Origin of the sequence: Hydrogenophaga sp. SNF1, from assembly GCF_034421675.1 — a bacterium.
Classification (GTDB): Bacteria; Pseudomonadota; Gammaproteobacteria; order Burkholderiales; family Burkholderiaceae_C; genus Hydrogenophaga; species Hydrogenophaga borbori.
This window is the reverse complement of the sequence record NZ_CP139793.1, coordinates 4636405-4660324: the sequence shown is the minus strand read 5'-3', so window position 1 is coordinate 4660324 and position 23920 is coordinate 4636405. Positions and strand designations below refer to the sequence as shown.

17 protein-coding genes and 1 pseudogene are annotated in these 23920 nt (G+C 70.3%); 11 read left to right on the top strand and 7 right to left on the bottom strand.

Going from position 1 to position 23920, the window contains the following annotated elements:
• The first annotated feature begins 87 nt into the window (after positions 1 to 87).
• The 7 genes from SOM08_RS22380 (at position 88) to SOM08_RS22350 (ending at position 10223) form a co-directional block, all read left to right on the top strand.
• Positions 88 to 615 (top strand): chemotaxis protein CheW, encoded by a 528-nt coding sequence (locus tag SOM08_RS22380; protein ID WP_116959239.1) that lies wholly within the window; start codon positions 88 to 90, stop codon positions 613 to 615.
• A gap of 48 nt (positions 616 to 663) precedes the next feature.
• A complete protein-coding gene (locus tag SOM08_RS22375) occupies positions 664 to 2859 on the top strand; it encodes a methyl-accepting chemotaxis protein (RefSeq protein WP_322469790.1) in 2196 nt (731 codons plus the stop codon).
• A gap of 66 nt (positions 2860 to 2925) precedes the next feature.
• Positions 2926 to 4476, top strand: coding sequence for a methyl-accepting chemotaxis protein (locus SOM08_RS22370; protein ID WP_322469789.1), 1551 nt, complete (start codon positions 2926 to 2928; stop codon positions 4474 to 4476).
• 40 nt (positions 4477 to 4516) lie between these two features.
• Positions 4517 to 6076, top strand: coding sequence for a methyl-accepting chemotaxis protein (locus SOM08_RS22365; protein WP_116961069.1), 1560 nt, complete (start codon positions 4517 to 4519; stop codon positions 6074 to 6076).
• Between the two features lie 10 nt (positions 6077 to 6086).
• Entirely contained in the window at positions 6087 to 7613 is a 1527-nt protein-coding gene (locus SOM08_RS22360; protein ID WP_322469788.1) for a methyl-accepting chemotaxis protein, read from the top strand.
• A 112-nt stretch (positions 7614 to 7725) separates the two neighbouring features.
• A complete protein-coding gene (locus SOM08_RS22355; protein ID WP_322469787.1) occupies positions 7726 to 9225 on the top strand; it encodes a M20 family metallopeptidase in 1500 nt (499 codons plus the stop codon).
• 140 nt (positions 9226 to 9365) lie between these two features.
• Complete coding sequence (locus SOM08_RS22350; protein WP_116961064.1) at positions 9366 to 10223, top strand: alpha/beta hydrolase; 858 nt, start codon at positions 9366 to 9368, stop codon at positions 10221 to 10223.
• A gap of 45 nt (positions 10224 to 10268) precedes the next feature.
• Here SOM08_RS22350 and SOM08_RS22345 read toward each other — a convergent pair whose 3' ends face one another.
• Both SOM08_RS22345 and SOM08_RS22340 read right to left on the bottom strand, forming a co-directional pair.
• Positions 10269 to 10745: a YidB family protein gene (locus SOM08_RS22345; RefSeq protein WP_116961063.1), complete on the bottom strand. Its 477-nt coding sequence runs from the start codon at positions 10743 to 10745 to the stop codon at positions 10269 to 10271.
• Positions 10746 to 10778: 33 nt separating this feature from the next.
• Positions 10779 to 11954 carry an MFS transporter gene (locus SOM08_RS22340; protein WP_070399713.1) on the bottom strand — a complete coding sequence of 392 codons (1176 nt, stop codon included), beginning with the start codon at positions 11952 to 11954 and terminating at the stop codon, positions 10779 to 10781.
• Between the two features lie 249 nt (positions 11955 to 12203).
• On the opposite strand from SOM08_RS22340, the gene SOM08_RS22335 reads away from it, so the two are divergent.
• Positions 12204 to 13769 carry a methyl-accepting chemotaxis protein gene (locus SOM08_RS22335; protein ID WP_322469786.1) on the top strand — a complete coding sequence of 522 codons (1566 nt, stop codon included), beginning with the start codon at positions 12204 to 12206 and terminating at the stop codon, positions 13767 to 13769.
• Between the two features lie 18 nt (positions 13770 to 13787).
• Here the strand turns inward: SOM08_RS22335 and SOM08_RS22330 are convergent, their stop codons facing one another.
• Both SOM08_RS22330 and SOM08_RS22325 read right to left on the bottom strand, forming a co-directional pair.
• Positions 13788 to 14492: a 16S rRNA (uracil(1498)-N(3))-methyltransferase gene (locus SOM08_RS22330; RefSeq protein WP_322469785.1), complete on the bottom strand. Its 705-nt coding sequence runs from the start codon at positions 14490 to 14492 to the stop codon at positions 13788 to 13790.
• A 58-nt stretch (positions 14493 to 14550) separates the two neighbouring features.
• Positions 14551 to 15642, bottom strand: coding sequence for an aminoglycoside phosphotransferase family protein (locus SOM08_RS22325; protein WP_116960130.1), 1092 nt, complete (start codon positions 15640 to 15642; stop codon positions 14551 to 14553).
• A 121-nt stretch (positions 15643 to 15763) separates the two neighbouring features.
• On the opposite strand from SOM08_RS22325, the gene SOM08_RS22320 reads away from it, so the two are divergent.
• From SOM08_RS22320 to rsmA, 3 genes are read left to right on the top strand one after another with little or no spacing between them, the layout of a single operon-like run.
• Positions 15764 to 18151, top strand: a complete 2388-nt coding sequence (locus SOM08_RS22320) for an LPS-assembly protein LptD (RefSeq protein WP_116960129.1) — start codon at positions 15764 to 15766, stop codon at positions 18149 to 18151.
• On the top strand, positions 18144 to 19514 hold the full coding sequence (locus SOM08_RS22315) for a peptidylprolyl isomerase (RefSeq protein WP_116960128.1): 1371 nt from the start codon (positions 18144 to 18146) through the stop codon (positions 19512 to 19514). The genes SOM08_RS22320 and SOM08_RS22315 overlap by 8 nt, the downstream gene beginning before the upstream one ends.
• Positions 19511 to 20272: a 16S rRNA (adenine(1518)-N(6)/adenine(1519)-N(6))-dimethyltransferase RsmA gene (gene rsmA, locus SOM08_RS22310; RefSeq protein WP_322469784.1), complete on the top strand. Its 762-nt coding sequence runs from the start codon at positions 19511 to 19513 to the stop codon at positions 20270 to 20272. The genes SOM08_RS22315 and rsmA overlap by 4 nt, the downstream gene beginning before the upstream one ends.
• A gap of 264 nt (positions 20273 to 20536) precedes the next feature.
• Here rsmA and SOM08_RS22305 read toward each other — a convergent pair.
• The 3 genes and pseudogenes from SOM08_RS22305 to SOM08_RS22295 form a co-directional block, all read right to left on the bottom strand.
• Positions 20537 to 20932: pseudogene (locus SOM08_RS22305) on the bottom strand (barstar family protein); the annotation flags it as partial.
• Positions 20933 to 20985: 53 nt separating this feature from the next.
• The gene (locus SOM08_RS22300) at positions 20986 to 21414 is read right to left on the bottom strand and encodes a ribonuclease domain-containing protein (RefSeq protein ID WP_116960126.1); all 429 of its coding nucleotides are present in this window, start codon (positions 21412 to 21414) and stop codon (positions 20986 to 20988) included.
• 178 nt (positions 21415 to 21592) lie between these two features.
• Positions 21593 to 23920 (bottom strand): NADP-dependent malic enzyme, encoded by a 2328-nt coding sequence (locus SOM08_RS22295; protein WP_116960125.1) that lies wholly within the window; start codon positions 23918 to 23920, stop codon positions 21593 to 21595.

Sequence of the window (23920 nt, the reverse complement as noted above, 5' to 3'; positions counted from 1 at the left end):
CCTTTTTCCGACTTCAGACCGGCCCGCCCCGGCCGATAGTCCCTTCACCCCTATTCCCATTCCTTTCTTGCAAGAGGACAGCCAGCCATGGACATGCGCAACGAAGCCACCCACATCGCCCGCGAAGACGGCGCACGCTCCGCCGCCCAGGCCGCCACCAGCGCGGAGTTCCTGACCTTCCGCCTGGGCGCGGAGGAGTACGGCATCGACATCCTGCGCGTGCAGGAAATCCGTTCCTACGAAGAGCCCACGCGCATCGCCAACGCGCCGAGCTTCATCAAGGGCGTGGTCAACCTGCGCGGCGTGATCGTGCCGGTGGTGGACCTGCGCATCAAGCTGGGCTGCGAGAAGGTCGAATACAACGGCTTCACCGTGGTCATCGTGCTCAACGTGCGCGGCCGCGTGGTCGGCGCCGTGGTCGATTCGGTCTCCGATGTGCTGGAACTCGCCGGTGACCTGATCAAGCCGGCGCCCGAAATGAGCGCCTCGGTCGACACCAGCTTCATCACCGGCATCGCCAGCGTGGGCGAACGCATGCTGATCCTCATGGACATCGAGGCCCTCATGTCCAGCGCCGACATGGGCCTGATCGAAGGCGCCCAGTCGCTGCAGTAAGCCCGACCCCGGCCCGCAAGGCCATCCCGTGGAAGGAGACACCAGACCATGTTCCCCGCCAAGAACACCCAAGAGAACAAGAGCGGCGCCTCGGTGGCACGCCGCCTGTCCCTGCAGGCTGTGGCACTGCTGGCTGGTACGCTGGCCATCATCAGCATCAGTTTGGCCTTCGTGGTCGAAGGCAATTCGCGCACGCGCCTGGCCGATGCCGCCGGCGACAAGGCCGCGGCCCTGGCCGACTCGGTCGACGCCTTCGACGCGACGGCGCGCATGATGACCGAGCGGGCCTACCAGCCCTATCGCAAGAAGTTCGCCGAGCATTTCGAACTCGACGTCGCCAACAACATGCTCAAGAGCTGGGGCATGCTGCTCAACGGCGACCACAGCGAGGCCGACTCCTTCCACCTGGCCAACGGCGGCGTGGCCACCATCTTCATGCGCAAGGGCGACGACTTCGAGCGGATCAGCACCTCGCTGAAGAAGGAAAACGGCGAGCGCGCCGTCGGCACCACGCTGGCGCGCAACCACCCCGCGTACCCGCTGATGCTGCAGGGCAAGCCCTTCACTGGCCGCGCCGTGCTGTTCGGCACCGCCTACATGACGCACTACGAACCCGTGAAGGACGCCGCCGGCCAGGTGGTCGGCATCCTGTTCATCGGTTTTGACATTCGCGACTTCCAGGCCTCGTTGGACAAGCTGGTGTCCGACGCCACCTACTTTCAGTCCGGTGGCACGGTGATCGTCGATCCGCGCGCCACCAACGCCGAGGCCTTGTTCATCTCGCCGCCCGCGCTGGCTGGCAAGAAGGTGCTGGAGGTGAACCCAGAGGCCGGCCCCATGATGGATGAGATGCGCGCAGGCCAGGACGTCTTTGTGCGCCACGCCAGCGCCCTGTTCAATCCGCAGATCACCCGGCCCTGGGCGGTCAAGCGCGACACCAGCGCCAGCGGTTGGTGGGTCATCGCCGAGGTGTCCGACGACGAAGCCATGGCCACGCACTGGCGCATGATGTACTTGTTCTGGGGCCTGCTGGTGCTCACGACGCTGCTGCTCGGTGGCGGGCTGTTCGCGCTGATCCGCCGCAGCGTGAGCGCGCCGCTGCGCGAACTCACCAACGCCGTCACCACGGTGTCCCAGGGCGATCTCACGCAGGCGTTCCACACCACGCGGCGCGACGAACTCGGCACCCTGGTGACCGAGGTCGAGGCCATGCGCCAGCGCTTCCTGGACATGATGCGCCAGCTGCGCACCGCGGCGGACAGCATCAACACCGCGTCGCAGGAAATCGCCACGGGCAACCAGGACCTGAGCGCGCGCACGGAGCAGACGGCGAGCAACCTGCAGGAGACGGCGGCGAGCATGGAGCAGCTGACGGGCACGGTGCGCCAGAGCGCGGACTCGGCGCGCCAGGCGAACCAGCTGGCGGCGACGGCGGCGGAGGTGGCCGCGCGTGGGGGCACGGTGGTCTCGCAGGTGGTGACGACGATGGACGAGATCAACCACAGCTCGCGCAAGATCAACGACATCATTGGTGTGATCGATGGGATCGCGTTCCAGACGAACATCCTGGCGTTGAACGCGGCGGTGGAGGCGGCGAGGGCGGGCGAGCAGGGCCGGGGTTTTGCGGTGGTGGCGGGGGAGGTGAGGAACCTGGCGCAGCGCAGCGCGGAGGCGGCCAAGGAGATCAAGGCCTTGATCGGTGCGAGCGTGGAGCGGGTGGACGCGGGCTCGAGGCTGGTGGCCGATGCGGGGCAGACGATGAGCGAGATCGTGGGTTCGGTGCAGCGGGTGAGCGACATCATTGGGGAGATCACGGCGGCGGCGGGCGAGCAGAGCGAGGGGATAGGGCAGGTGAACGTGGCGGTGAACCAGCTGGACCAGATGACGCAGCAGAACGCGGCGCTGGTGGAGCAGAGCGCGGCCGCCGCCCAGAGCCTGAAGGAGCAGGCCGACCGCCTGGCCCAGGTGGTGCAGGTGTTCCGCATCGGGCACGACGCCGCGCCCCCGCCCACGCCGGCCCCCGCGCCGAGTGCGCCGCTGGTGGCCCGAGCGCCGGCAGTGGCCAAGCCCACCGCCCCCGTGCCCACGCGCGCCGCGGCCGAGAGCAAACCCGCGGCCGACAGCAAACCCGTGGCTGAGAGCAAACCCGTGGTCGGCAGCAAACCGGCCGCCGAACCCCGTCCCGCGCCGCGCGTGGTGGCGCCCGCGGCCGCATCGGCCGAGGGCGAGTGGGAGAGCTTCTGACGGTGCCCGCACGGCCCCCCCGGGCCGTGCGACCCCCTATTTCCGTGCCCAGAGAGTGAGTGAAAGATGGACGTCGTGAACCGTTTCCGGATCGGCCCCCGCCTGTACCTGGGTTTTGCCCTGGTGCTGATGCTGTTGGCGGGCCTGACCGCCGTGGCCTGGTACGGCCTGAAGACCTCGCACGCCGCCACCGCGCGCGTGATCGAGATGGACAGGCGGGCCGCCCTCACGCAGGAATGGCTCATGAGCACGCAGATCAACATCAACCGCGTGATGGCCGTGGCCACGTCGCGCAACGACCCGGCGGTGGACGGCTACTTCAAGCCGCTGATGTCCCAGGTCAGCGAGCGCATCAGCGTGGTGCAGAAGACGCTGGAGGCCGAGATCCAGAGCGAGCAGGGCAAGGCCCTGCTCAAGGACATCGCCGAGCGCCGCGCGGCCTACATGGCGGTGCGCAAGACCTACTTCGACACGCTCAAGAACGGCGATGCCGCCGGCGCGCAGCAGTTGCTGACCGGTGGCCTCATGCCCGCGGCCGACGCCTATGGCGCCAAGCAGCGCGAGCTGCTCGAGCTGCAGCACCGCGCCGTGGCCGAGGCCGTGGCGGCGTCCGAGGCCACGGTCAATCGCCAGATCGGCCTGTTGATGCTGCTGGCCCTGAGCGCGGGCGGGCTGGCCATGGTGCTGGCCTGGCGCATCACGCGCTCGGTGACGCAGCCCCTGGCCCAGGCCGTGGACGTGACGCGCGAGGTGGCCGCGGGCGACCTGCGGCGCGACGTGCGCACCGAGCGCACCGACGAATTGGGTGACCTGCTGCGCGCGCTCGGCGACATGAAGACCTCGCTCACGCGCACCGTGAGCCTGGTGCGCAGCGCCACCGACAGCATCGACACCGCGTCGCAGGAAATCGCCACGGGCAACCAGGACCTGAGCGCGCGCACGGAGCAGACGGCGAGCAACCTGCAGGAGACGGCGGCGAGCATGGAGCAGCTGACGGGCACGGTGCGCCAGAGCGCGGACTCGGCGCGCCAGGCGAACCAGCTGGCGGCGACGGCGGCGGAGGTGGCCGCGCGTGGGGGCACGGTGGTCTCGCAGGTGGTGACGACGATGGACGAGATCAACCACAGCTCGCGCAAGATCAACGACATCATTGGAGTGATCGATGGGATCGCTTTCCAGACGAACATCCTGGCGTTGAACGCGGCGGTGGAGGCGGCGAGGGCGGGCGAGCAGGGCCGGGGTTTTGCGGTGGTGGCGGGGGAGGTGAGGAACCTGGCGCAGCGCAGCGCGGAGGCGGCCAAGGAGATCAAGGCCTTGATCGGTGCGAGCGTGGAGCGGGTGGACGCGGGCTCGAGGCTGGTGGCCGATGCGGGGCAGACGATGAGCGAGATCGTGGGCTCGGTGCAGCGGGTGAGCGACATCATTGGGGAGATCACGGCGGCGGCGGGCGAGCAGAGCGAGGGGATAGGGCAGGTGAACGTGGCGGTGAACCAGCTGGACCAGATGACGCAGCAGAACGCGGCGCTGGTGGAGCAGAGCGCGGCCGCCGCCCAGAGCCTGCGCGACCAGGCCGGCCGGCTGACGGAAGTGGTGCAGGTGTTCCGCCTCGCGCACTGACGCGGCGGACCAGACAGTCAGAAGACAAGGAGAGACAGACATGCAAGCATTCATGCGGCAATTCACCGTGCGCCAGCGCATGATCGGCGCGATCGCCGTGGTGCTGGCCCTTCTGGGCGCCGTCGGCGGCGCCGGCCTCTGGGGCATGTGGCGCCTCTCGCATGTGGCCACCGAATTCACCGAGCGCGCGTACCAGGAAACGCTCGCCCTCTCGCAACTCAAGGCCTCCATGGGCGCCATGACGCGCCATGAGAAGGACATGATCATTGCCTACGAGAAGCCCGACCTGGTGGTCGCGGCCAAGGCGCGCTGGAAGACCGAGGCCGACAAGACGGCCGTGACCATGGACAGCCTGCTCTCCGGCCGCGATGCCTCGCGCGACGCGCTGGTGACCCAGGCGCAGGAGCGGCTGAAGGCCTACATGGCCGCGATCGAACCGGTGTCGCACCAACTGGAGAGTGGCGGCTATGAAACGGCCACCATCGCCAACCGCATGCTCGGGCGGGCGCACGAGCAGCACAAGGCCCTGACGGACCTGCTCGCCCAGGTGGAGCAGGTGATGGGCGAGGACGTGGCCGCGCTGAGCGCGCGGGGCAAGGCGGCGAGCCAGCAGACCCTGTGGATCTTCGGCGTCGCGCTGGCGCTGGCCGCGCTGGTGGTGGTGCCCACCACCCTGGCCAACATGCACAGCATCTGCGCGCCCGTGGACCAGGCGCGCCACCTGGCCGACGCCATCGCCGAGGGCGACCTCACGCGCCCGGTGCAGGCCACGGGCCGCGACGAACTCGCCGAACTGCTGCGCTCGCTGGGCCGCATGCAGACCTCGCTGTCGCGCATCGTCGGCGACGTGCGCCACAGCAGCGACAGCATCGGCACCGCCTCGCAGGAAATCGCCACCGGCAACCAGGACCTGAGCTCGCGCACCGAACAGACCGCCAGCAACCTGCAGCAGACGGCGGCCAGCATGGAGCAACTCAGCGGCACCGTGCGCCAGAGCGCCGACGCCGCGCGCCAGGCCAGTGCCATGGCGGCGGCCAACGCCGAGGTGGCCGCGCGCGGCGGCGAAGTGGTGGGTCAGGTGGTCACCACCATGCAGGAAATCCAGTCCAGCAGCCAGAAGATCGGCGACATCATCGGCGTCATTGACGGCATCGCCTTCCAGACCAACATCCTGGCGCTCAACGCCGCCGTGGAAGCCGCGCGCGCCGGCGAGCAGGGCCGCGGCTTCGCCGTGGTGGCGGCCGAGGTGCGCAGCCTGGCGCAGCGCAGCGCCGAGGCGGCGAAGGAGATCAAGTCCCTGATCGGCGACAGCGTGGACAAGGTGCAGACCGGCACGCAACTCGTGGCGCAGGCCGGCAGCACCATTGGCGAGATCGTGGACAACGCGCAGAAGATCTCGGCCTTCGTCACCGACATCACCACGGCCGCGCAGGAGCAGAGCGACGGCATCGGCCAGGTGAACACCGCCGTCGGCCAGCTTGACCAGATGACGCAGCAGAACGCGGCCCTGGTGGAGCAGAGCGCGGCCGCGGCCGAAAGCCTGCGCGAGCAGGCCGGCCGCCTGGCCGCCGCGGTGCAGGTGTTCCGCGTCGCGGCGTGAGGCGCCCGCCATGAACTTCAACCAACGCCTCGTGCTGGCCTTTGTGGCGCCGGCCGTGTTGTTCGTGGCTGGCCTGGGCGGCAGCATCTGGTCGCTCACGCAGACGCAGTCGCAGTTCGACCGGTACATCAACACCGAACAGGCCGTGGCCAGCGGTGTGCAGGAGATGTACGCCCAGGGCCTGCAAATGGGCCAGGCCCTGCGCAACATCGTGCTCGACCCGAGCAACCCGCAGGCCTTCAAGAACCTGGAGGCCGCGCGCGAGGCATTCGACGCCGCGCACAAGGGCACGCTGGAGGCCGCGCGCGACACGCCGGCCCAGGCCGCGCTGGCGCCGCTGGCCGGACTGCGCGCCGAGCAGGCGAAGGCGCAGGACAAGGTGCTGACGCTGGTCAAGACCAGCGCCGCCGAAGCGGTGGCGGCGCTCAATGCCGAAGAGACGCCGGCCTGGCGCAAGCTGCGCGGCGCGCTGCTGGAGCAGGTGAAGGCCTCGCGCGAGCTGTCGGCGCAGACGCACTCGGCCGTGAACGCCAGCGCCGACCGCGCGCGCGTGGTCGCGCTGTCGCTGGCCCTGCTGGCGGTGGCGGTGGCGGTGGGCCTGGGTTTCATGGTGGTGCGCACGCTGCGCCAGGAGTTGGGCGGTGACCCGGCCGCCGCGCGCCAGGCCGTGCACCGCATCGCCGACGGCGACCTCACCGGCACCATGCCCGAGAGCGCCTACCCGCACAGCCTGGTGGGTGCCCTGGCGACCATGCAGAACGCCATGCGCGCGCTGGTGGGCCAGGTGCACCAGTCCAGCCAGGGCATCGAGGTGGCGAGCAGCGAGATCGCGCGGGGCAACCAGGACCTGAGCGCGCGCACGGAGCAGACGGCGAGCAACCTGCAGGAGACGGCGGCGAGCATGGAGCAGCTGACGGGCACGGTGCGCCAGAGCGCGGACTCGGCGCGCCAGGCGAACCAGCTGGCGGCGACGGCGGCGGAGGTGGCCGCGCGTGGGGGCACGGTGGTCTCGCAGGTGGTGACGACGATGGACGAGATCAACCACAGCTCGCGCAAGATCAACGACATCATTGGTGTGATCGATGGGATCGCGTTCCAGACGAACATCCTGGCGTTGAACGCGGCGGTGGAGGCGGCGAGGGCGGGCGAGCAAGGCCGGGGTTTTGCGGTGGTGGCGGGCGAGGTGAGGAACCTGGCGCAGCGCAGCGCGGAGGCGGCCAAGGAGATCAAGGCCTTGATCGGTGCGAGCGTGGAGCGGGTGGACGCGGGCTCGAGGCTGGTGGCCGATGCGGGGCAGACGATGAGCGAGATCGTGGGCTCGGTGCAGCGGGTGAGCGACATCATTGGGGAGATCACGGCGGCGGCGGGCGAGCAGAGCGAGGGGATAGGGCAGGTGAACGTGGCGGTGAACCAGCTGGACCAGATGACGCAGCAGAACGCGGCGCTGGTGGAGCAGAGCGCGGCCGCCGCCCAGAGCCTGAAGGAGCAGGCCGAGCAGCTGGCTCAGGTGGTGGGCCGCTTCCGTACCACAGCTTGAGGAAGCGGCCGCGCGGCGCCGTCGCGCGGCGCCGCTCCTGCCTATACTCCCCCCAGGGTTCACCTGGGAGGGGCAGCGTGCCCACACCGGGGCGATCCCGATGGAGATCGCCATGAACGCCCGCCTGCCCCAGCCGCTGCCGCTCGACGCGGCGGCCCTGCAATCCCATGTCGATGCCAGCTGGCGCGATCGCATCGTGCCCGCGCTGCTCGACTACGTGGCCGTCCCGGCCAAATCCCCCGCTTTCGACGCCGACTGGGCCGCCCACGGCCTGCTCGAGCGTGTGCTGCAATCGGCCGCCGACTGGGTGGGCGCGCAGCGCGTGCCCGGGCTCAGGCTGGAGATCGTGCGCCTGAACGACGCGCACGGCCGCCCGCGCACGCCGGTGCTGTTCTTCGAGCTGCCGGCCAGCGCGGGCCAGGACGGCACGCCCGCCCCGGCCTCGGGCCAGACCGTGCTGATGTACGGCCACCTGGACAAGCAGCCCGAGTTCACCGGCTGGCGCAGCGACCTGGGCCCCTGGACGCCCAAGATCGACGACGGCAAGCTCTATGGCCGCGGTGGCGCCGACGACGGCTACGCGGTCTACGCCAGCGTCGCGGCGATCCAGGCCATTCAGGCGCAGGGCGTGGCGCACCCGCGCATCGTGGGGATCATCGAGACCTGCGAAGAAAGCGGCTCCGGCGACCTGCTGCCCTACGTCGACGCCCTGCGGCCGCGCCTGGGCGACGTGGGCCTGGTGATCTGCCTGGACAGCGGCGCCGGCAACTACGACCAGCTCTGGCTCACCACCAGCCTGCGCGGCATGGCCGCCGGCGTGCTCAAGGTCGAGGTCCTCACCGAGGGCATCCACTCGGGCGACGCCTCGGGCCTGGTGCCCTCGAGCTTTCGCATCCTGCGCCAGGTGCTCGACCGGCTGGAGGACAGCGCCACCGGCCGCCTGCTGCCCGCCAGCTTCCATTGCGAGGTGCCGGCCGAGCGGCTGGAGCAGGCGCGCGCCACCGCCGCCATCCTGGGCGACGAAATCTACAAGCGCTTCCCCTGGGCCCACCACGACTGCGGTGGCAGCACCCTGTTCGCCCTGCCCACCACCACCGACCCGGTGGAGGCCCTGATCAACCGCACCTGGCGCCCCACGCTGAGCGTCACCGGCGCCGAGGGCTTTCCCGCGCTCAAGGACGCGGGCAACGTGCTGCGTCCCTACACGGCCTTCAAGCTGAGCCTGCGCCTGCCGCCGCTGGTGGACGCCGCCGCCGCCGTGCAGGAGCTCAAGGCCCTGCTGGAGGACAACGCGCCTTACCAGGCCAAGGTCACCTTCGCCGGCGAGGGCGCGGCCAGCGGCTGGAACGCGCCGCCCACCACCGACTGGTTTGAGCGCGCCCTGCAGGACGCCTCGCAGGCGCACTTCGGTGCCGCCTGCGGCACCATCGGCCAGGGCGGCACCATCCCGCTCATGAACCTGCTCAGCCAGGGCTTTCCCACGGCGCAGATGATGGTCTGCGGCGTGCTGGGCCCCAAGAGCAACGCGCACGGGCCCAACGAGTTCCTGCACCTGGACTACGCGCGCCGGCTCACCGCCAGCGTGGCCCAGGTCATCGCCCGCATGCCCTAGCATGGAACACCACCGCCGCGCTCCGCGCGACCCCCTCAAGGGGGCAATGCCTGCGGCCCGGCCAAGCCGCGGCCGTGGCCTTGCCCGGTTGCGCACGTCGTGCGCGGCGCGTTTGGCGAACGCCGACGGACGATGAAGAGATGAGCGACACCACGCAAGCCCCGTTCACCGCCCGCGACGGCCTCAACCTCGCGCTCTACGACTGGCCCCTGCCCTCGCGCGTGCGCCCGCGCGGCGTGGTGCTCATCGTGCACGGTCTGGGCGAGCACGCCTGGCGCTACAACGACCTGGCGCACCGCCTCAACGAATGGGGCTTCTTCGTGCGCGCCTACGACCAGCGCGGCCACGGCGACTCCGGCGGCGCCCCCGGCGTATTGCCCGACGACGACGCCCTGCTCGACGACCTGCAAGAAATGGTGGACGACACACGACGCCACATCGCCGAGCCCTGGTCCTGCCCGCTGATCCTGCTCGGCCACAGCATGGGCGGCCTGGTCAGCGCCACCTTCGTGCAGCGTGGCATGGCCCGGGTGGACGCGCTGGTGCTGTCCTCGCCCGCGCTGGACGCCGGACTCTCGGGCTTCAAGCGCTGGCTGATCGGGCTGATGATGCGGCTGTCGCCCGACACCACCCTGGGCAACGGGCTGGACGCGGAGAAGATCTCGCACGACCCGGCCGTGGTGAAGGCCTACCAGCGCGACCGGCGCGTGCACGACCGCATCAGCGCGCGGCTGGCGCGGTTCATCGACGACAACGGTCCCCGGGTGCGCGCCGCGGCGCCGCGCTGGCCGGTGCCCACGCTGCTGATGTTCGCCGGCGATGACCACCTGGTGAACCCGGCCGGCAGCGTGGCCTTCGCGAACGCCGCGCCGGCCCCCATGGTGGTGGCGCGCCGCTTCGACGGCCTGTACCACGAGATCTTCAACGAGCGCGACAACGCCGCGGTGTTCGACACCCTGCGGCAGTGGCTGGACCGCCTGGCGCCCGCGCGGGGCTGAGCGCCCCGCTGGGGTCGGTTCCGGCCGGCCCCGGGCGGCGCCGCCTCAGCGCCGCATCAGGCCGCCCAGCAGGCCACCCAGATCGCCCAGGCCACCGCCCCCTCCGGCGCCGCCGCCCAGCAGACCGCCGAGCGCGTCCAGGGGGTTGTTGCTGGCGTCACCCGCCGCCGGCACGCGGCCCTGCGGCGTGAGCTGATCGATCAGCCCGGGCAGCACCTGCGCCAGCACCGACGAGGCCTGCTGGCCGTTGCCGCCGAGCAGGCCGCCCAGCGCGCCCATGAGGTCGGGGCCCAGGGCGCCGCCGAGCTGCTCGCCCGACACCGGCTGGTTGGCGCCCGTGCCCACCCAGGACTGCGCGGCCTCGCCCAGGCCGCCGGCCTGCAGCTTGGCCAGCAGGCCCTCGATGCCGCCCGATTGCTGCAGCAGCTGCGCCACCAGCGCCATCACCTGCTGCGCGTCGAAGCCACCGGCCGCGTTCGAGCCGTTGCCTGATCCGCCCAGCATTGCATCCAGAAGTCCCATGTATTGCTCCAGGGCGCGGAACCGCTCCGCGCGTCAGGCGGCATTGTGGGCGGCCCCCCGCCGGCGGGCAAGCCAGAGCAGCGAGAGGCCCAGCAGCGCCACCGGCAGCAGCGAGCCCAGGTTGAGCCAGGTCCAGCCCTGCGTGGTGACCAGCGCGCCCGACGCGAAGGAGGTCAGCGCCATGGTGGCGAACACGCCGAAGTTGATGGCGGCCTGGGCGCGGTCCTTTTCCTCCGGGCGCCAGGCCTGCAGCGCCAGCGTGGTGCTGCCGGTGAAGAGGAAGTTCCAGCCCACGCCGAGCAGGAACAGGGCGATGAGGAACTGGTGCAGGTCCACGCCCGAGAGCGCGACCGCGACGCAGGCCAGGTTGAGCGCCACGCCCACGCCCATGATGGGCAGCACGCCGAAGCGGCGGATCAGGTGGCCGGTGAAGAAGCCGGGCGCGAACATGCCGATCACGTGCCACTCCAGCACCAGGGCCACGTCCTCGAAGGGCAGGCCGCAGACCTGCATGGCCAGCGGCGTGGCCGCCATCAGCAGGTTCATCACGCCGTAGCCCAGGGCGGCGCCCAGCGCGGCGACGATGAACACCGGCTGGCGCACGATCTCGCCCAGCGGCCGGCCCTGCGGCGCGTCGGCCGCGCGCGCGGGCACGGGGGGAAAGCGCACGAAGGCCATCACCGCCATGGACAGCAGGGCCACCACGGTCAGCGCCAGGTAGGCGCCGGCGAAGGGCGCCTCGGTCAGGCCGCGCGTGCGCGCCGCCAGGTTGGGACCGAGCACGGCGCCGATCAGCCCGCCCGCCAGCACCAGCGAGACCGCCTTCTCGCGAAAGGCCGGCGCCGCCAGTTCGGCGGCCGCGAAGCGGTAGAGCTGGCCGTTGGCGCTGTAGTAGCCCGCCACCACCGTGCCCAGGATGAGCAGCCCGAACGAGCCGCGGGAGATGGCCCAGGCGCACAGCAGCGCCGACAGCAGAGCCACCAGCAGGCCGAGCTGGAACGAGGCTTGGCGCCCGAAGCGGCGCTGCGCGCGCGCCACCAGCGGCGTGCTCAGGGCCCCCCCCACCACATAGCCCATCACCGGCAGCGTGGCCATCCAGCCCAGCGGCGCCAGCGCCAGGCCCACCAGCCCGTTGATGGTGATGAACACCACGTTGTTGGTGAGGAACAGGCCTTGGGCGGCGGCCAGGAGCCAGAGGTTGCGGTTCATAAGCGAGCGTTTATACAGTCGCGGCCCCCGGCCCCGGCGGCGGCGGGGCCAATGGCCTGTCGTGCGGACGACACCTGGGCGAGCCGACCGCTATGGAAATGAAAGCAGCCACGGCACATGTGTCAGGCCAATGACGGATGCCAGGCAGGCGTCGCCGCGACGGGCGGTCCTCAAGATGCGGGAGGCGCCTCCGAAGAAGCGGGGGTCGGCACCCGCGCGTGCCGGGTTGTCCCTGATCGGTGTTCCCCCATGAACTGGCTGTCCCACATTTCCGTTCGCGCCAAGCTGGCGCTGCTGCTCGCGCTGTGCGCGCTGGGCATCTTCGCCGTGGCCGCGTCGGCCTTCGTCAGCCTGGACCGCGCCGTCGCGGCCAGCCAGCGGCTGGTGCAGACCGAGGTGAGCGCCCTGCGCGCCCTGGGCGAGGTGCGCGCCGATGTGGGCAACATGCGCCGCTTCGAGAAGGACCTGTTCCTCAACCTGGCCGACGAGGCGGCGCTGGAGCGCTACCACCAGGCCTGGACGGCCCAGGTGGCCTCGGGGCTGGCGCGCCTGGCGCAGCTGCGGCCCATGCTGCTGCCGGCGGAGCAGGCGGCGCTGGACCGCATGGCCGCGGGCTTGGGGCAGTACCGCGACGCGGTGAACGCCATCCACACCGGCATCAACCGCGGCGAGATCAACGACCCCTGGCGCGCCAACCGGGCCCTGGAGCCGGCGAAGAACGACGTGCGCGCGGCCGACGAGGCCTTCAATGAGATCAGCGCGGCGGTGAGCGGCCGGGTGGACGGCATGGTGGACGCCCTGGCCCGCCTGCAGCGCCAGGCCGTGCGCGCGACCGTGCTGGCCGCGCTGGTGGTGCTGGGGCTGGCCCTGGGACTGGGCTACGTGATCAGCGGGCGCATCACGCGGCCGCTGGACGAAGCGGCGCGCGCCATCGAGCGCGTGGCGGCGGGCGATCTCACCGCTCGGGTGCAGGCCCTGGGCCGCGACGAGACGGCGCGCGTGCTCGCGGGCATTGCGCGCATGCAGGAGGGTCTGGCGCGCATCGTGGGCGAGATCCGCCAGGGCGTGGGTGGCCTGGGCGTGGCGAGCAGCGAGATCGCGCGGGGCAACCAGGACCTGAGCGCGCGCACGGAGCAGACGGCGAGCAACCTGCAGGAGACGGCGGCGAGCATGGAGCAGCTGACGGGCACGGTGCGCCAGAGCGCGGACTCGGCGCGCCAGGCGAACCAGCTGGCGGCGACGGCGGCGGAGGTGGCCGCGCGTGGGGGCACGGTGGTCTCGCAGGTGGTGACGACGATGGACGAGATCAACCACAGCTCGCGCAAGATCAACGACATCATTGGTGTGATCGATGGGATCGCGTTCCAGACGAACATCCTGGCGTTGAACGCGGCGGTGGAGGCGGCGAGGGCGGGCGAGCAGGGCCGGGGCTTTGCGGTGGTGGCGGGGGAGGTGAGGAACCTGGCCCAGCGCAGCGCGGAGGCGGCCAAGGAGATCAAGGCCTTGATCGGTGCGAGCGTGGAGCGGGTGGATGCGGGCTCGAGGCTGGTGGCCGATGCGGGGCAGACGATGAGCGAGATCGTGGGCTCGGTGCAGCGGGTGAGCGACATCATTGGGGAGATCACGGCGGCGGCGGGCGAGCAGAGCGAGGGGATAGGGCAGGTGAACGTGGCGGTGAACCAGCTGGACCAGATGACGCAGCAGAACGCGGCGCTGGTGGAGCAGAGCGCGGCCGCCGCCCAGAGCCTGAAGGAGCAGGCCGAGCGCCTCAGCCAGGCGGTGGCGGTGTTCCGGCTGGCGCCTCGGGCGGCCTGAGCCGGGCCGCGCGCGGGCTCAGGCGAGCGCGAGCGTCAGCGCCGCCAGGGCCGCAGTCTCGGCGCGCAGCACGCGCGCGCCCAGGTGCGTGGGGGCGAAGCCCGCCGCACGGGCCTGCGCATCCTCGGCGGCGCTCAAGCCGCCTTCGGGGCCGATCAGCACCGTGAGCGGCGCCTCGCCGCGCAGCGCCTGGGGCGCGGGCGCGCCGCCCTCGGCCAGCGAGAGCACCACGCGCGCGCCAGCGGCCTCGCGCAGGAACGCCGCGAAGTCGCGTACCGGTTCGATGGTGGGCACGCGGTTGCGGCCGCACTGCTCGCAGGCGGCCTGCGCGATGGCCCGCCAGTGCGCCTGCTTTTTCAGTGCGCGCTCGCCCGACAGGCGCAGCACGCCGTGCTGCGTGTGCAGCGGCGCGAGCCGCGCCACGCCCAGCTCGGTGGCCTTCTCCACCAGCCAGTCCATGCGCTCGTTGGCGGGCATGCCGATGGCCAGCGTGACCTCGCGCGCCGCCTCGCGCTCGGTGGCCTCGTGCGCCTCCACGCGCACCGCGACCTCGCTGCGACCCATGCGCGCGATGCGCGCCGACCACTGGCCGCCCTCGCCGTTGAACAGGGTGATTTCCTCGCCCGGCTGCAGGCGCAGCACCTGCACATGGCGCGCGGCGCCCGGGGGCAGCGCGAGCTCGGCCCCGGGGGCGAGCGCCGCGTCGCAGAAAAAGCGTGGCATGTGAACCCTTCGCGGTGCGAGAAGCGGACTCACCCAGCGGCGCCGCGCGGCAATGGCCTCATGCCCTGCCGAAGGACCAGCCGCTGGCCGCCTGCAGGCCTTCCACCCCGTCGATCAGGCGCAGCAGCGGCGCCAGTTCGCGGTAGCGGTGGGCGGTGGCGCGGATGTAGGCGATGAAGCGCGGCGCATCGGCCAGGTACTTGGGCTTGCCGTCGCGCAGCGTGAGGCGCGCGAAGATGCCCGCGACCTTGAGGTGGCGCTGCAGGCCCATCCACTCCACCGCGCGGTAGAAGGCGCCGAAGTCGGCGTGCCAGTCCTCGAAATCCATGAGACCGAGCTTGCGCGCCTGTTCCCAGTAACGCACGGTGACATCGATGACGAAGTCTTCCTCCCAGCTGAGGAAGGCGTCGCGCATGAGGCTGGCGATGTCGTAGGCGATGGGGCCGTGCAGCGCGTCCTGGAAATCGAGCACGCCGAGCTGCGTGGCCGGCGTGTCGCCGCGTTCGCGCAGCACCATGAGGTTGCGCGGCATGAAGTCGCGGTGCACGTAGACCGTGGGCATGGCCAGCACGCGGGCCACGATCAGGTCGAAGGTCTTGTGCAGCACCTGTTGCTGGCTGTCGTCCAGGGTGATGCCCTTGTGTTGTCCGAGGTACCAGTCGGGGAAGAGCTGCAGTTCGCGGCGCAGCACGGCCTCGTCGTAGGGCGGCAGCACGCCGGGGCGGCTGGCCTGTTGCCAGGGCAGCAAGGCGGCCAGGGCGTCGCGGTAGAGGTCCGCGTTGGCCTGGGGCTGCGCGGCGTCGATGACGTCCAGCATGGTCTGCGTGCCCAGGTCGTCGAGCAGCAGGAAGCCGTGGGCCCGATCCCAATCGAGCACCTGCGGCACGCGCAGGCCGGCCGCGCGCATCAGCTCGGCGATGCGCACGAAGGGCTCGCTGTTTTCCTTGTCGGGCGGCGCGTCCATCACGATCGCGCTGCCGCCGGCCGCGTCGTCCAGCCGCAGGTAGCGGCGAAAGCTCGCGTCGGCCGAGGCCGGGCGCAGGCTGGCGGGGAGCAGGTGGTGTTGGCGCGCCAGCGGCGCGAGCCAGGTATGGAAGGCCGCCTCGCGCTGCGGGTCGGCCCACGCGACGGTCGTCGGCGGCGGGGTCATGGTTGGGGGAGGTGGGGGGGCTGGGCGCCAGGCCCGCGACGGGCCCCGTGGAATAATCCGGCGGATTCTACAAACGCCTCCAACGCCAGCGTGCGCGGCCCGAACGCCGCCGGGCCCGATCTTGAAACGCCGCACCCTTCCGTCTCGTTCCCCCGTCCGGTACGCGCTCGCGCCGGTGGCCGTGGCGGTGGTCGGCGCCTGCCTGGCCAGCGCTGCACAGGCGCAGGACAAGGGCCTCACGCTGCGCCCCAGCCTGCGTCTGCAGGAGCAGTTGCCGGCCGACGTGCGCAGCCAGACGCCCACGTTCGTCTCCGGCCAGCGCATCGAAGGCCACACCGGCGAGTCCACCACCGTCGAGGGCGAGGCCGAGCTGCGCCGCCACGACACCGTGATCCGCGCCGACCGCCTGAGCTTCGACGACGGCACGCGCGAGGCCCACGCCGAGGGCAATGTGCTCGTCAACCGCAGCGGCGACCGGTTCATGGGCCCCGAGCTGCGGCTCAACGTGGACACCTTCAAGGGCTACTTCGACCAGCCGCAGTTCGAGCTGCTCAACAACAACGGCCGCGGCGACGCCGCGCGCATGGACTTCCAGGACCAGGACCATTCCACCGCGCACCAGGCCCGCTACAGCACCTGCCCGCGCGTGCCGGGCGCCGACTGGATGCCGGCCTGGCTGGTGCGCGCCAACCGCATCGAGTTCGACAACGTGGAGCAGGTCGGCACGGCCTATGGCGGCGCGCTCGAATTCAAGGGCGTGCCCATCCTGGGGGCGCCCTACTTCACCTTCCCGCTGAGCGACGAGCGCAAGTCGGGCCTGCTGCCGCCGGCCATCAACCTGGACAACCTGAGTGGCTTCGAGCTCACGCTGCCCTATTACCTCAACCTGGCGCCGAACTACGACCTGACGCTTTTCCCCACGCTGATGACCAAGCGCGGGATCGACATCGGCGCCGAGTTCCGCTACCTGCAGCCCGACTACACCGGTCGCCTGCGCGGCTCGTTCATGCCCTCCGACCGCCTGCGCGGCGAGGACCGCTGGAGCTACACGCTGCAGCACACGCAGACCCTCACCAACGCCCTCAACCGCCTGGGCGGCGGCGGCAGCTCCGGCCTGTCGCTCAACCTCAACCGGGTGAGCGACGACAACTACTGGCGCGACTTCCCGCGCGCCTCGGCCACGCTGACCCAGCGCCTGCTGCCCAGCGACGCCGTGCTCAGCTGGGGCCGAGGCCCCTGGTCGGCCTCGGCCGGCGTCTACACCTGGCAGACGCTGCAGGACATCGAGACGCCGATCACGCCGCCCTACGACCGCCTGCCCTCGCTGGGCCTGAACTACGGTCTGAGCGACCTGAACTGGGGCGGCCTGTCGGGCCGGGGCGCGGTGTCGCTCTACGGCGAGTACACGCGCTTCGAGTCCGATCCCTTGCTCACCGGCCAGCCCAACGGCGAGCGCGCGATGGCCGTCGCGACCATCAGCCACCGCTTCCAGACGCCGGGCTGGTTCATCGAGCCGCGCGCGCGGCTGCACAGCACGCAGTACAACTTCGACCAGCCGCTGGCCAACGGCCAGCGCAGCGCCTCGCGCGCCGTGCCCACCGTCAGCCTGGACAGCGGCCTGGTGTTCGAGCGCGACGCCAGCTACTTCGGCCGCGCCTTCCTGCAGACCCTGGAGCCGCGCGCCTACTTCACCTGGACGCCGTACCGCGACCAGAGCTTCCTGCCCAACTACGACTCGGCCGCGACCGACTTCAACCTCGCGACCATCTACTCCGACAACGTCTTCACCGGCAACGACCGCATCTCCGATACGCGTGGCGTCACCCTGGGCGTGAGCTCGCGCCTGCTCGACCCCGGCACCGGCGCCGAGATCGTGCGCCTGGGCATCGCGCAGCGCTACCTGCTGGCCGACCAGGACGTCACGCTGCCCGGCGGCACCCCCGTGCAGGAGCGGTTCAGCGACGTGCTGCTGGCCGCGCGCGTGCAGTGGACGCCGCGCTGGCTGTTCGACACCACCTTCCAGTACAACCCGAGCAGCAACGAGTCCGTGCGCACCACCGTGAGCGCGCGCTACACGCCCGGGCCCTACCGCGTGCTCAGCGCCGCCTGGCGCCTGCAGCGCGGCGCCTCCGAGCAGTTCGACATCGGCTGGCAGTGGCCGCTGAGCGGCATCTTCGGCCGCAGCCCCGAGGCCGTGCCCGGCCAGGCCCTCGGCCCCGGCCAGTGGTATGGCGTGGGCCGCGTCAACTACAGCGTGCCCGACCGCAAGATCGTCGATCTGGTGGCGGGCTTTGAGTACGATGCCGGCTGCTGGATCGGGCGCGTGGTGCTCGAAAGGCTCCAGCGCAGCGCGGCCTCGGCGAACCAACGCATCCTGTTCCAGCTCGAATTCACGGGCTTCACGCGCCTCGGCTCCAACCCGCTGCAGACCCTCAGGGACAACGTACCGCGCTACCAATACCTGCGCGAAGAAATCAACCCGCCGAGCCGGTTCCAACGTTATGACTGACCGCCCCTTCCTGACCGCTCTTGCCCTGGGCCTGGCCCTGCTGTGGTCCGCCGCCGTGCCGGCCCAGACCCTGCGCACCCCGGGCGGCCTCACCCTGCCCTCGGCCACCGCGCCCGCCGCGGGCAACCGCACGGCCGACTACATCGTCGCCCTGGTCAATTCCGAGCCCGTCACCAACCACGAGGTGCGCCAGCGCCTGCGCCAGGTCGAGCAGACCATCGCGCAGCGCAACATCACCAACGCCCCGCCGCGCGAGGTGCTGTTGCGCCAGGTGGTCGAGCAGCTCATCAACGAGCGCGCGCAGCTGCACCTGGCCCGCGAAAGCGGACTGCGCGTGAGCGACGCCGAGATCGACCAGGCCGAGCAGAACATCGCCGCCCAGAACAGCCTGAGCCACGAAGAGTTCCGCCGCCGGCTGCGCGCCGACGGCTACGACATCAACCGCTTCCGCGAGGAGCTGCGCCAGCAGCAGTTGCTGCAGCGCCTGCGCGACCGCGAAGTCGATTCGCGCGTGCGCGTGACCGACGCCGACATCGACGAATACCTGCGCGAGCAGAAGGGCAGCAGCGGCGTCGAGAACCTCGAGCTCAACCTCAGCCACGTGCTGGTGCTGGTGCCCGAGAACGCCAGCGAGGCCTTGGTGGCCGAGCGCCAGGCGCGCGCGCAGCGCGTGGCCGAGCGCGCCCGCGCTGGCGAGGACTTCGCCGCGCTCGCGCGCGAATTCTCCGACGCCGCCGAGCGCGTCAACGGCGGCGAGTTCGGCTGGCGCGCGGCCAGCCGGCTGCCCGATCTTTTCGTGAGCAGCACGCGCAATCTGGCGCCGGGCGCCATCGCCGGCCCGCTGCGCAGCCCGGCCGGGTTTCACGTGCTCAAGGTGAACGACAAGCGCCAGGCCGGCATGCCCTCCATGAGCGTGACGCAGACGCGCGCCAGCCATATCCTGCTGCGGCCGAGCGCGCAGCTCACGCCCGAGGCCGCCATCGCGCGCCTGAGCGATTTCCGCCAGCGCATCGCGGCCGGCACGGCGAATTTCGAAACGCTGGCGCGCGAGAACAGCCAGGACGGTTCGGCCGCCAACGGCGGCAGCCTGGGCTGGGCCCTGCCCGGCCAGTTCGTGCCCGAGTTCGAAGAGGCCATGAACCGCCTGCGCCCGGGCGAAGTGTCCGAACCCATCGTCTCGCGCTTCGGCGTGCACCTCATTCGCGTCGACGAGCGCCGCAACGTGCAACTCGACGAAAAGCAGCAGCGCGAGCGCCTGCGCATGGTCGTGCGCGAGCAGAAGATGGACGAGGCGCTGGCGCTGTGGGCGCGCGACGTGCGCTCGCGCGCCTACGTCGAGATGCGCGAAGACCCGCAGCCGTGAAGCACATCGCGCGCAAGCGCTTCGGGCAGCACTTCCTCACCGACACCGGCGTCATCGACGCCATCGTGCGCGCGATCGATCCGCGCCCGGGCCAGCCCATGGTCGAGATCGGCCCGGGCCTGGCGGCGCTCACGCAGCCGCTGGTGGAGCGGCTCGGCCGCTTGACGGTGATCGAACTCGACCGCGATCTCGCGGCGCGGCTGCGCGACCACGGTCAGCTCGACGTGGTCGAGTCCGACGTGCTCCAGGTGGATTTCAGCGCCCTGCGCGCGTCCGCGTCCGGCCCCTTGCGGGTGGTCGGCAACCTGCCCTACAACATCTCCACGCCCATCCTCTTTCACCTGCTCGAGCACGTCGCGGCCGTGCAGGACCAGCACTTCATGCTGCAGAAGGAGGTCATCGACCGCATGGTCGCCGCGCCCGCCACGGCCGACTACGGGCGCCTGTCTGTGATGCTGCAGTGGCGCTACGCCATGGAAAACGTGCTGTTCGTGCCGCCCGAGGCCTTCGATCCGCCGCCGCGCGTCGACAGCGCCGTGGTGCGCATGTTGCCCTTGGCCGAGCCACCGGTTCTCGATCCGAGGCACTTGGCCGAGCTGGTGCAGGTCGCCTTCAGCCAGCGCCGCAAGCTGCTGCGCCACACCCTGGGCAAGTGGCTGGAGCAGCGCCAGGCCGGCGGCAACTTCGATCTGCAGAGAAGGGCCGAAGAAGTGCCGGTGGCCGAGTACGTGGCGCTGGCTCAAGCCACGCAGGCATGAAAAAGGCCGCGACGGGTGTCGCGGCCTTCCTGTGGTGCCAAGGGTCCGGCCCTGCCGGTCCGTCGGCTCCGTCCCCTGTGAGGGGATGCGCCGCAGGCGCGGCGGGGAGCGCCCGGGTTACGCCGCGGCGAGCCAGTACCCGGCGTTGAACGGGCTGCTCATGCGCAGCGCTTGCGGGCTCACGTCGAGGATCTTGTCCGTCGGCATGGGCTCCTCGTTCTGCACTTCGATCGGCTCCTCGCCCTTGGGGCTGCGCGCCACCGAAAAGGAATAGAAGCAGCGGAACGGGATCTTGCGGTCGCTCCAGTAGTCGGCGGCGTCGCGGAAAATGTCGAGCAGCTGCTCGCGCGCTTCCTTGTCAAACTTGCTGTGCGCCGGGATGTGCTCAAGCACCACGATGAAACCGGTCTGCGGGCCGGACTTGTGGACCATGTCGGTCATGCAGTCGTACAGCGCATCGAAGTTCTTGCCGAAGTGCGCCGGCAAGGTGTATTGGGCGGCGATCAACTCCAGCACATCCTGCTTGCTCTGCGCCTTGGCCAGGTTGGCGTAGAGGAAGTGGTGGCCGAGGTACTCGGCCGCCGCTTGCAGGTCTTTCACGCCATAGGCGCGAATCGACTGAACGATGTTGGGTCGCACATTACGAAGTGGCGTGTCCATCTCCGCGTCTCTTTCACAGTCAAAGGTTGAAATACCGATCGATCTTCGGAGGCTCACTGCACGATGCGCTTGAAGCTCGAGTAGTGGTCCTCGGTGTAATAGCAGGCATCAGGTACGGCGGGTTGCGCGCCGCCACACACAATACGCCGCGCTCCCCGGTGGTTCAAACCCGGAGTGGGTACGGTGTATTCCCGGTAGTACCCCCGCTGTTCCCTGGGCAGCAGGCCCTCGCGGTTGAAGAAGACCGTGCCGTCTTTTTCGTAGCGAAAGGGCCCACCCTGGCGGATCTGGCCCAGAACCTGCTGACCCTGCGTAGGCAGGGCCGATACCGACATGGACGCGGCAGGGGCGAGGACGGAGGACTCGGGGCCGCGGGCCTGCACCAAAAAGGTGCTTGCGCTGGCGACCACGGTGGCCGCGACAGCCGCAAATAAGCCGGCTTTTCCCCTGCCCCAGTGCTGGCGTACCCGCCGCAAATCCATGAGGTTGGCTTGCTCCTGATGCGGGTCAACCCTGGGCCAATGCCCTGGGGTTAACCCTGAATTCAAGCGCGAGAGTGTGCCCTAACCGGCGCCAAAACGCAAGCGACTGCCTAAAAAACAGGCAGTCGGCGGGGCGAAAACCGTCAAAAAAAGTTAGCGCCCGCTTTGCCTGAACGCCCTAACGTGCCACGTTGGCATCCGCCACGGTCAGGGCCGTCATGTTGACGATGCGGCGCACGGTGGCGCTGGGCGTCAGGATGTGCACCGGCTGAGCGGCGCCGAGCAGCACCGGGCCGATAGCGATGTTGCCGCCGGCCGCCGTCTTCAGCAGGTTGTAGGCGATATTGGCCGCGTCGATGTTCGGCAGCACCAGCAGGTTGGCCACGCCTTTGAGGGTGGAATTGGGCATGAGCGCGGCGCGCGCGACCGGGTCCAGCGCCACGTCGCCGTGCATCTCGCCGTCCACTTCCAACCAGGGTGCCTGCTCGCGCAGCAGGTCGAGCGTGCGGCGCATCTTGACGGCCGAGGGCTCGTTGGAGGAGCCGAAGCTGGAGTGCGACAGCAAGGCGGCCTTGGGCTGGATGCCGAAGCGCAGCATCTCTTCGGCCGCCATGACCGTGATCTCGCAGAGCTCCTCGGGCGTGGGGTCGTGGTTGACGTGCGTGTCGACGAGGAAGACCTGGCGACCCGGCAGCATCAGCCCGTTCATGCAGGCATACACGCGCACGTCCTGCGCGGTGCTGGGACTGCCGCCCGCGCGTTTGCCGATGACCTGGTCGATGTAGTGCAGGTGGCCTTGGGTGGTGCCCCAGGTGCCGCAGATCAGGCCGTCGACCTCGCCCTTGTGCAGCAGCATGGTGCCGATGAGCGTGAGGCGGCGGCGCATCTCGATCTTGGCGAGCTGCTGGGTGACGCCCTTGCGTTCGGTCATGCGGTGATAGGTCTGCCAGAAGTCGCGGTAGCGGTGGTCCTGCTCGACGTTGACCACGTCATAGTCCAGCCCCTCCTTCAGACGCAGGCCGAACTTCTCGATGCGCTGGGCAATGATGGCCGGGCGGCCGATCAGCGTGGGCCGCGCCAGGCCTTCATCCACCACGATCTGGCAAGCGCGCAGCACGCGTTCCTCTTCGCCTTCGGCGTAGGCCACGCGCTTGCGCTGCGCCAGCTTGGCGGCCGAGAAGATGGGCCGCATGACGGTGCCGGAGGCGAACACGAAGCCCTGCAGCTTCTCTCGGTAGGCGGCCATGTCCGCGATGGGGCGCAAGGCCACACCGCTGTCGGCCGCGGCCTGCGCCACCGCGGGCGCGATCTTGATCATCAGCCGCGGGTCGAAGGGCTTGGGGATCAGGTATTCGGGGCCGAAGGCCAGCTTCTCGCCCGCGTACGCGGCGGCCACGACCTCGCTCTGCTCGGCCTGCGCCAGCTCGGCGATGGCGTGCACCGAGGCGATCTCCATCTCGTCCGTGATGGTGGTGGCGCCCGAGTCGAGCGCACCGCGGAAGATGTACGGGAAGCAGAGGACGTTATTGACCTGGTTCGGGTAGTCCGTGCGGCCGGTGGCCATGATGGCGTCGTCGCGCACGGCCTTCACGTCCTCCGGCAGGATTTCGGGGTTCGGATTGGCCAGCGCCAGGATGATCGGCTGGGCCGCCATGGACTTGACCATCTCGGGCTTGAGCACGCCGCCGGCCGACAGGCCCAGGAAGATGTCCGCGCCCGCGACGACCTCGGCCAAGGTGCGTGCGCTGGTCTTCTGTGCGAACTGCACCTTGTCCTCGTCCATCAGCTCGGTGCGGCCCTCGTAGACCACACCAGCCAGGTCGGTCACCCAGATGTTCTCGCGCGGCAGGCCCAGCTTGACCAGCAGGCCCAGGCAGGCGAGGGCGGCGGCGCCGGCGCCCGAGGTCACCAGCTTGACCGCCTTGAGGTCCTTGCCCACCACCTTCAGGCCGTTGAGGATGGCCGCGCCGACGACGATGGCGGTGCCGTGCTGGTCGTCGTGGAAGACCGGGATCTTCATGCGCTCGCGCAGCTTGCGCTCGACGTAAAAGCAATCGGGTGCCTTGATGTCCTCGAGGTTGATGCCGCCGAAGGTGGGCTCCAGCGCGGCGATGACCTCGACCAGCTTGTCCGGGTCCTTTTCGTTGATCTCGATGTCGAAGACGTCGATGCCCGAGAACTTCTTGAACAGCACGCCTTTGCCTTCCATCACCGGCTTGGCGGCGAGCGGGCCGATGTCGCCCAGGCCCAGCACGGCCGTGCCGTTGGTGATGACCGCCACCAGGTTGCCGCGCGCGGTGTACTTGAAGGCGTTGACCGGGTCGGCCACGATTTCTTCGCAGGGGGCCGCCACGCCGGGCGAATAGGCCAGGGCCAGGTCGCGCTGATTCGACAGGGGCTTGGTGGCGGCAATGGCCACTTTGCCGGGCAGGGGCTGCTCGTGGTACTGCAGCGCGGCGCGGCGCAGTTCGGCGCGTTTGTCCTCAGGGTTGTTCGATGCGGTCAT

Bases quoted from the DNA above. Each gene is read 5' to 3' on its own strand.
- SOM08_RS22380 (WP_116959239.1), top strand. From the start codon at position 88: ATGGACATGCGCAACGAAGCCACCCACATCGCCCGCGAAGACGGCGCA.
- SOM08_RS22375 (WP_322469790.1), top strand. From the start codon at position 664: ATGTTCCCCGCCAAGAACACCCAAGAGAACAAGAGCGGCGCCTCGGTG.
- SOM08_RS22370 (WP_322469789.1), top strand. From the start codon at position 2,926: ATGGACGTCGTGAACCGTTTCCGGATCGGCCCCCGCCTGTACCTGGGT.
- SOM08_RS22365 (WP_116961069.1), top strand. From the start codon at position 4,517: ATGCAAGCATTCATGCGGCAATTCACCGTGCGCCAGCGCATGATCGGC.
- SOM08_RS22360 (WP_322469788.1), top strand. From the start codon at position 6,087: ATGAACTTCAACCAACGCCTCGTGCTGGCCTTTGTGGCGCCGGCCGTG.
- SOM08_RS22355 (WP_322469787.1), top strand. From the start codon at position 7,726: ATGAACGCCCGCCTGCCCCAGCCGCTGCCGCTCGACGCGGCGGCCCTG.
- SOM08_RS22350 (WP_116961064.1), top strand. From the start codon at position 9,366: ATGAGCGACACCACGCAAGCCCCGTTCACCGCCCGCGACGGCCTCAAC.
- SOM08_RS22345 (WP_116961063.1), bottom strand. From the start codon at position 10,745: ATGGGACTTCTGGATGCAATGCTGGGCGGATCAGGCAACGGCTCGAAC.
- SOM08_RS22340 (WP_070399713.1), bottom strand. From the start codon at position 11,954: ATGAACCGCAACCTCTGGCTCCTGGCCGCCGCCCAAGGCCTGTTCCTC.
- SOM08_RS22335 (WP_322469786.1), top strand. From the start codon at position 12,204: ATGAACTGGCTGTCCCACATTTCCGTTCGCGCCAAGCTGGCGCTGCTG.
- SOM08_RS22330 (WP_322469785.1), bottom strand. From the start codon at position 14,492: ATGCCACGCTTTTTCTGCGACGCGGCGCTCGCCCCCGGGGCCGAGCTC.
- SOM08_RS22325 (WP_116960130.1), bottom strand. From the start codon at position 15,642: ATGACCCCGCCGCCGACGACCGTCGCGTGGGCCGACCCGCAGCGCGAG.
- SOM08_RS22315 (WP_116960128.1), top strand. From the start codon at position 18,144: ATGACTGACCGCCCCTTCCTGACCGCTCTTGCCCTGGGCCTGGCCCTG.
- SOM08_RS22300 (WP_116960126.1), bottom strand. From the start codon at position 21,414: ATGGATTTGCGGCGGGTACGCCAGCACTGGGGCAGGGGAAAAGCCGGC.
- SOM08_RS22295 (WP_116960125.1), bottom strand. From the start codon at position 23,920: ATGACCGCATCGAACAACCCTGAGGACAAACGCGCCGAACTGCGCCGC.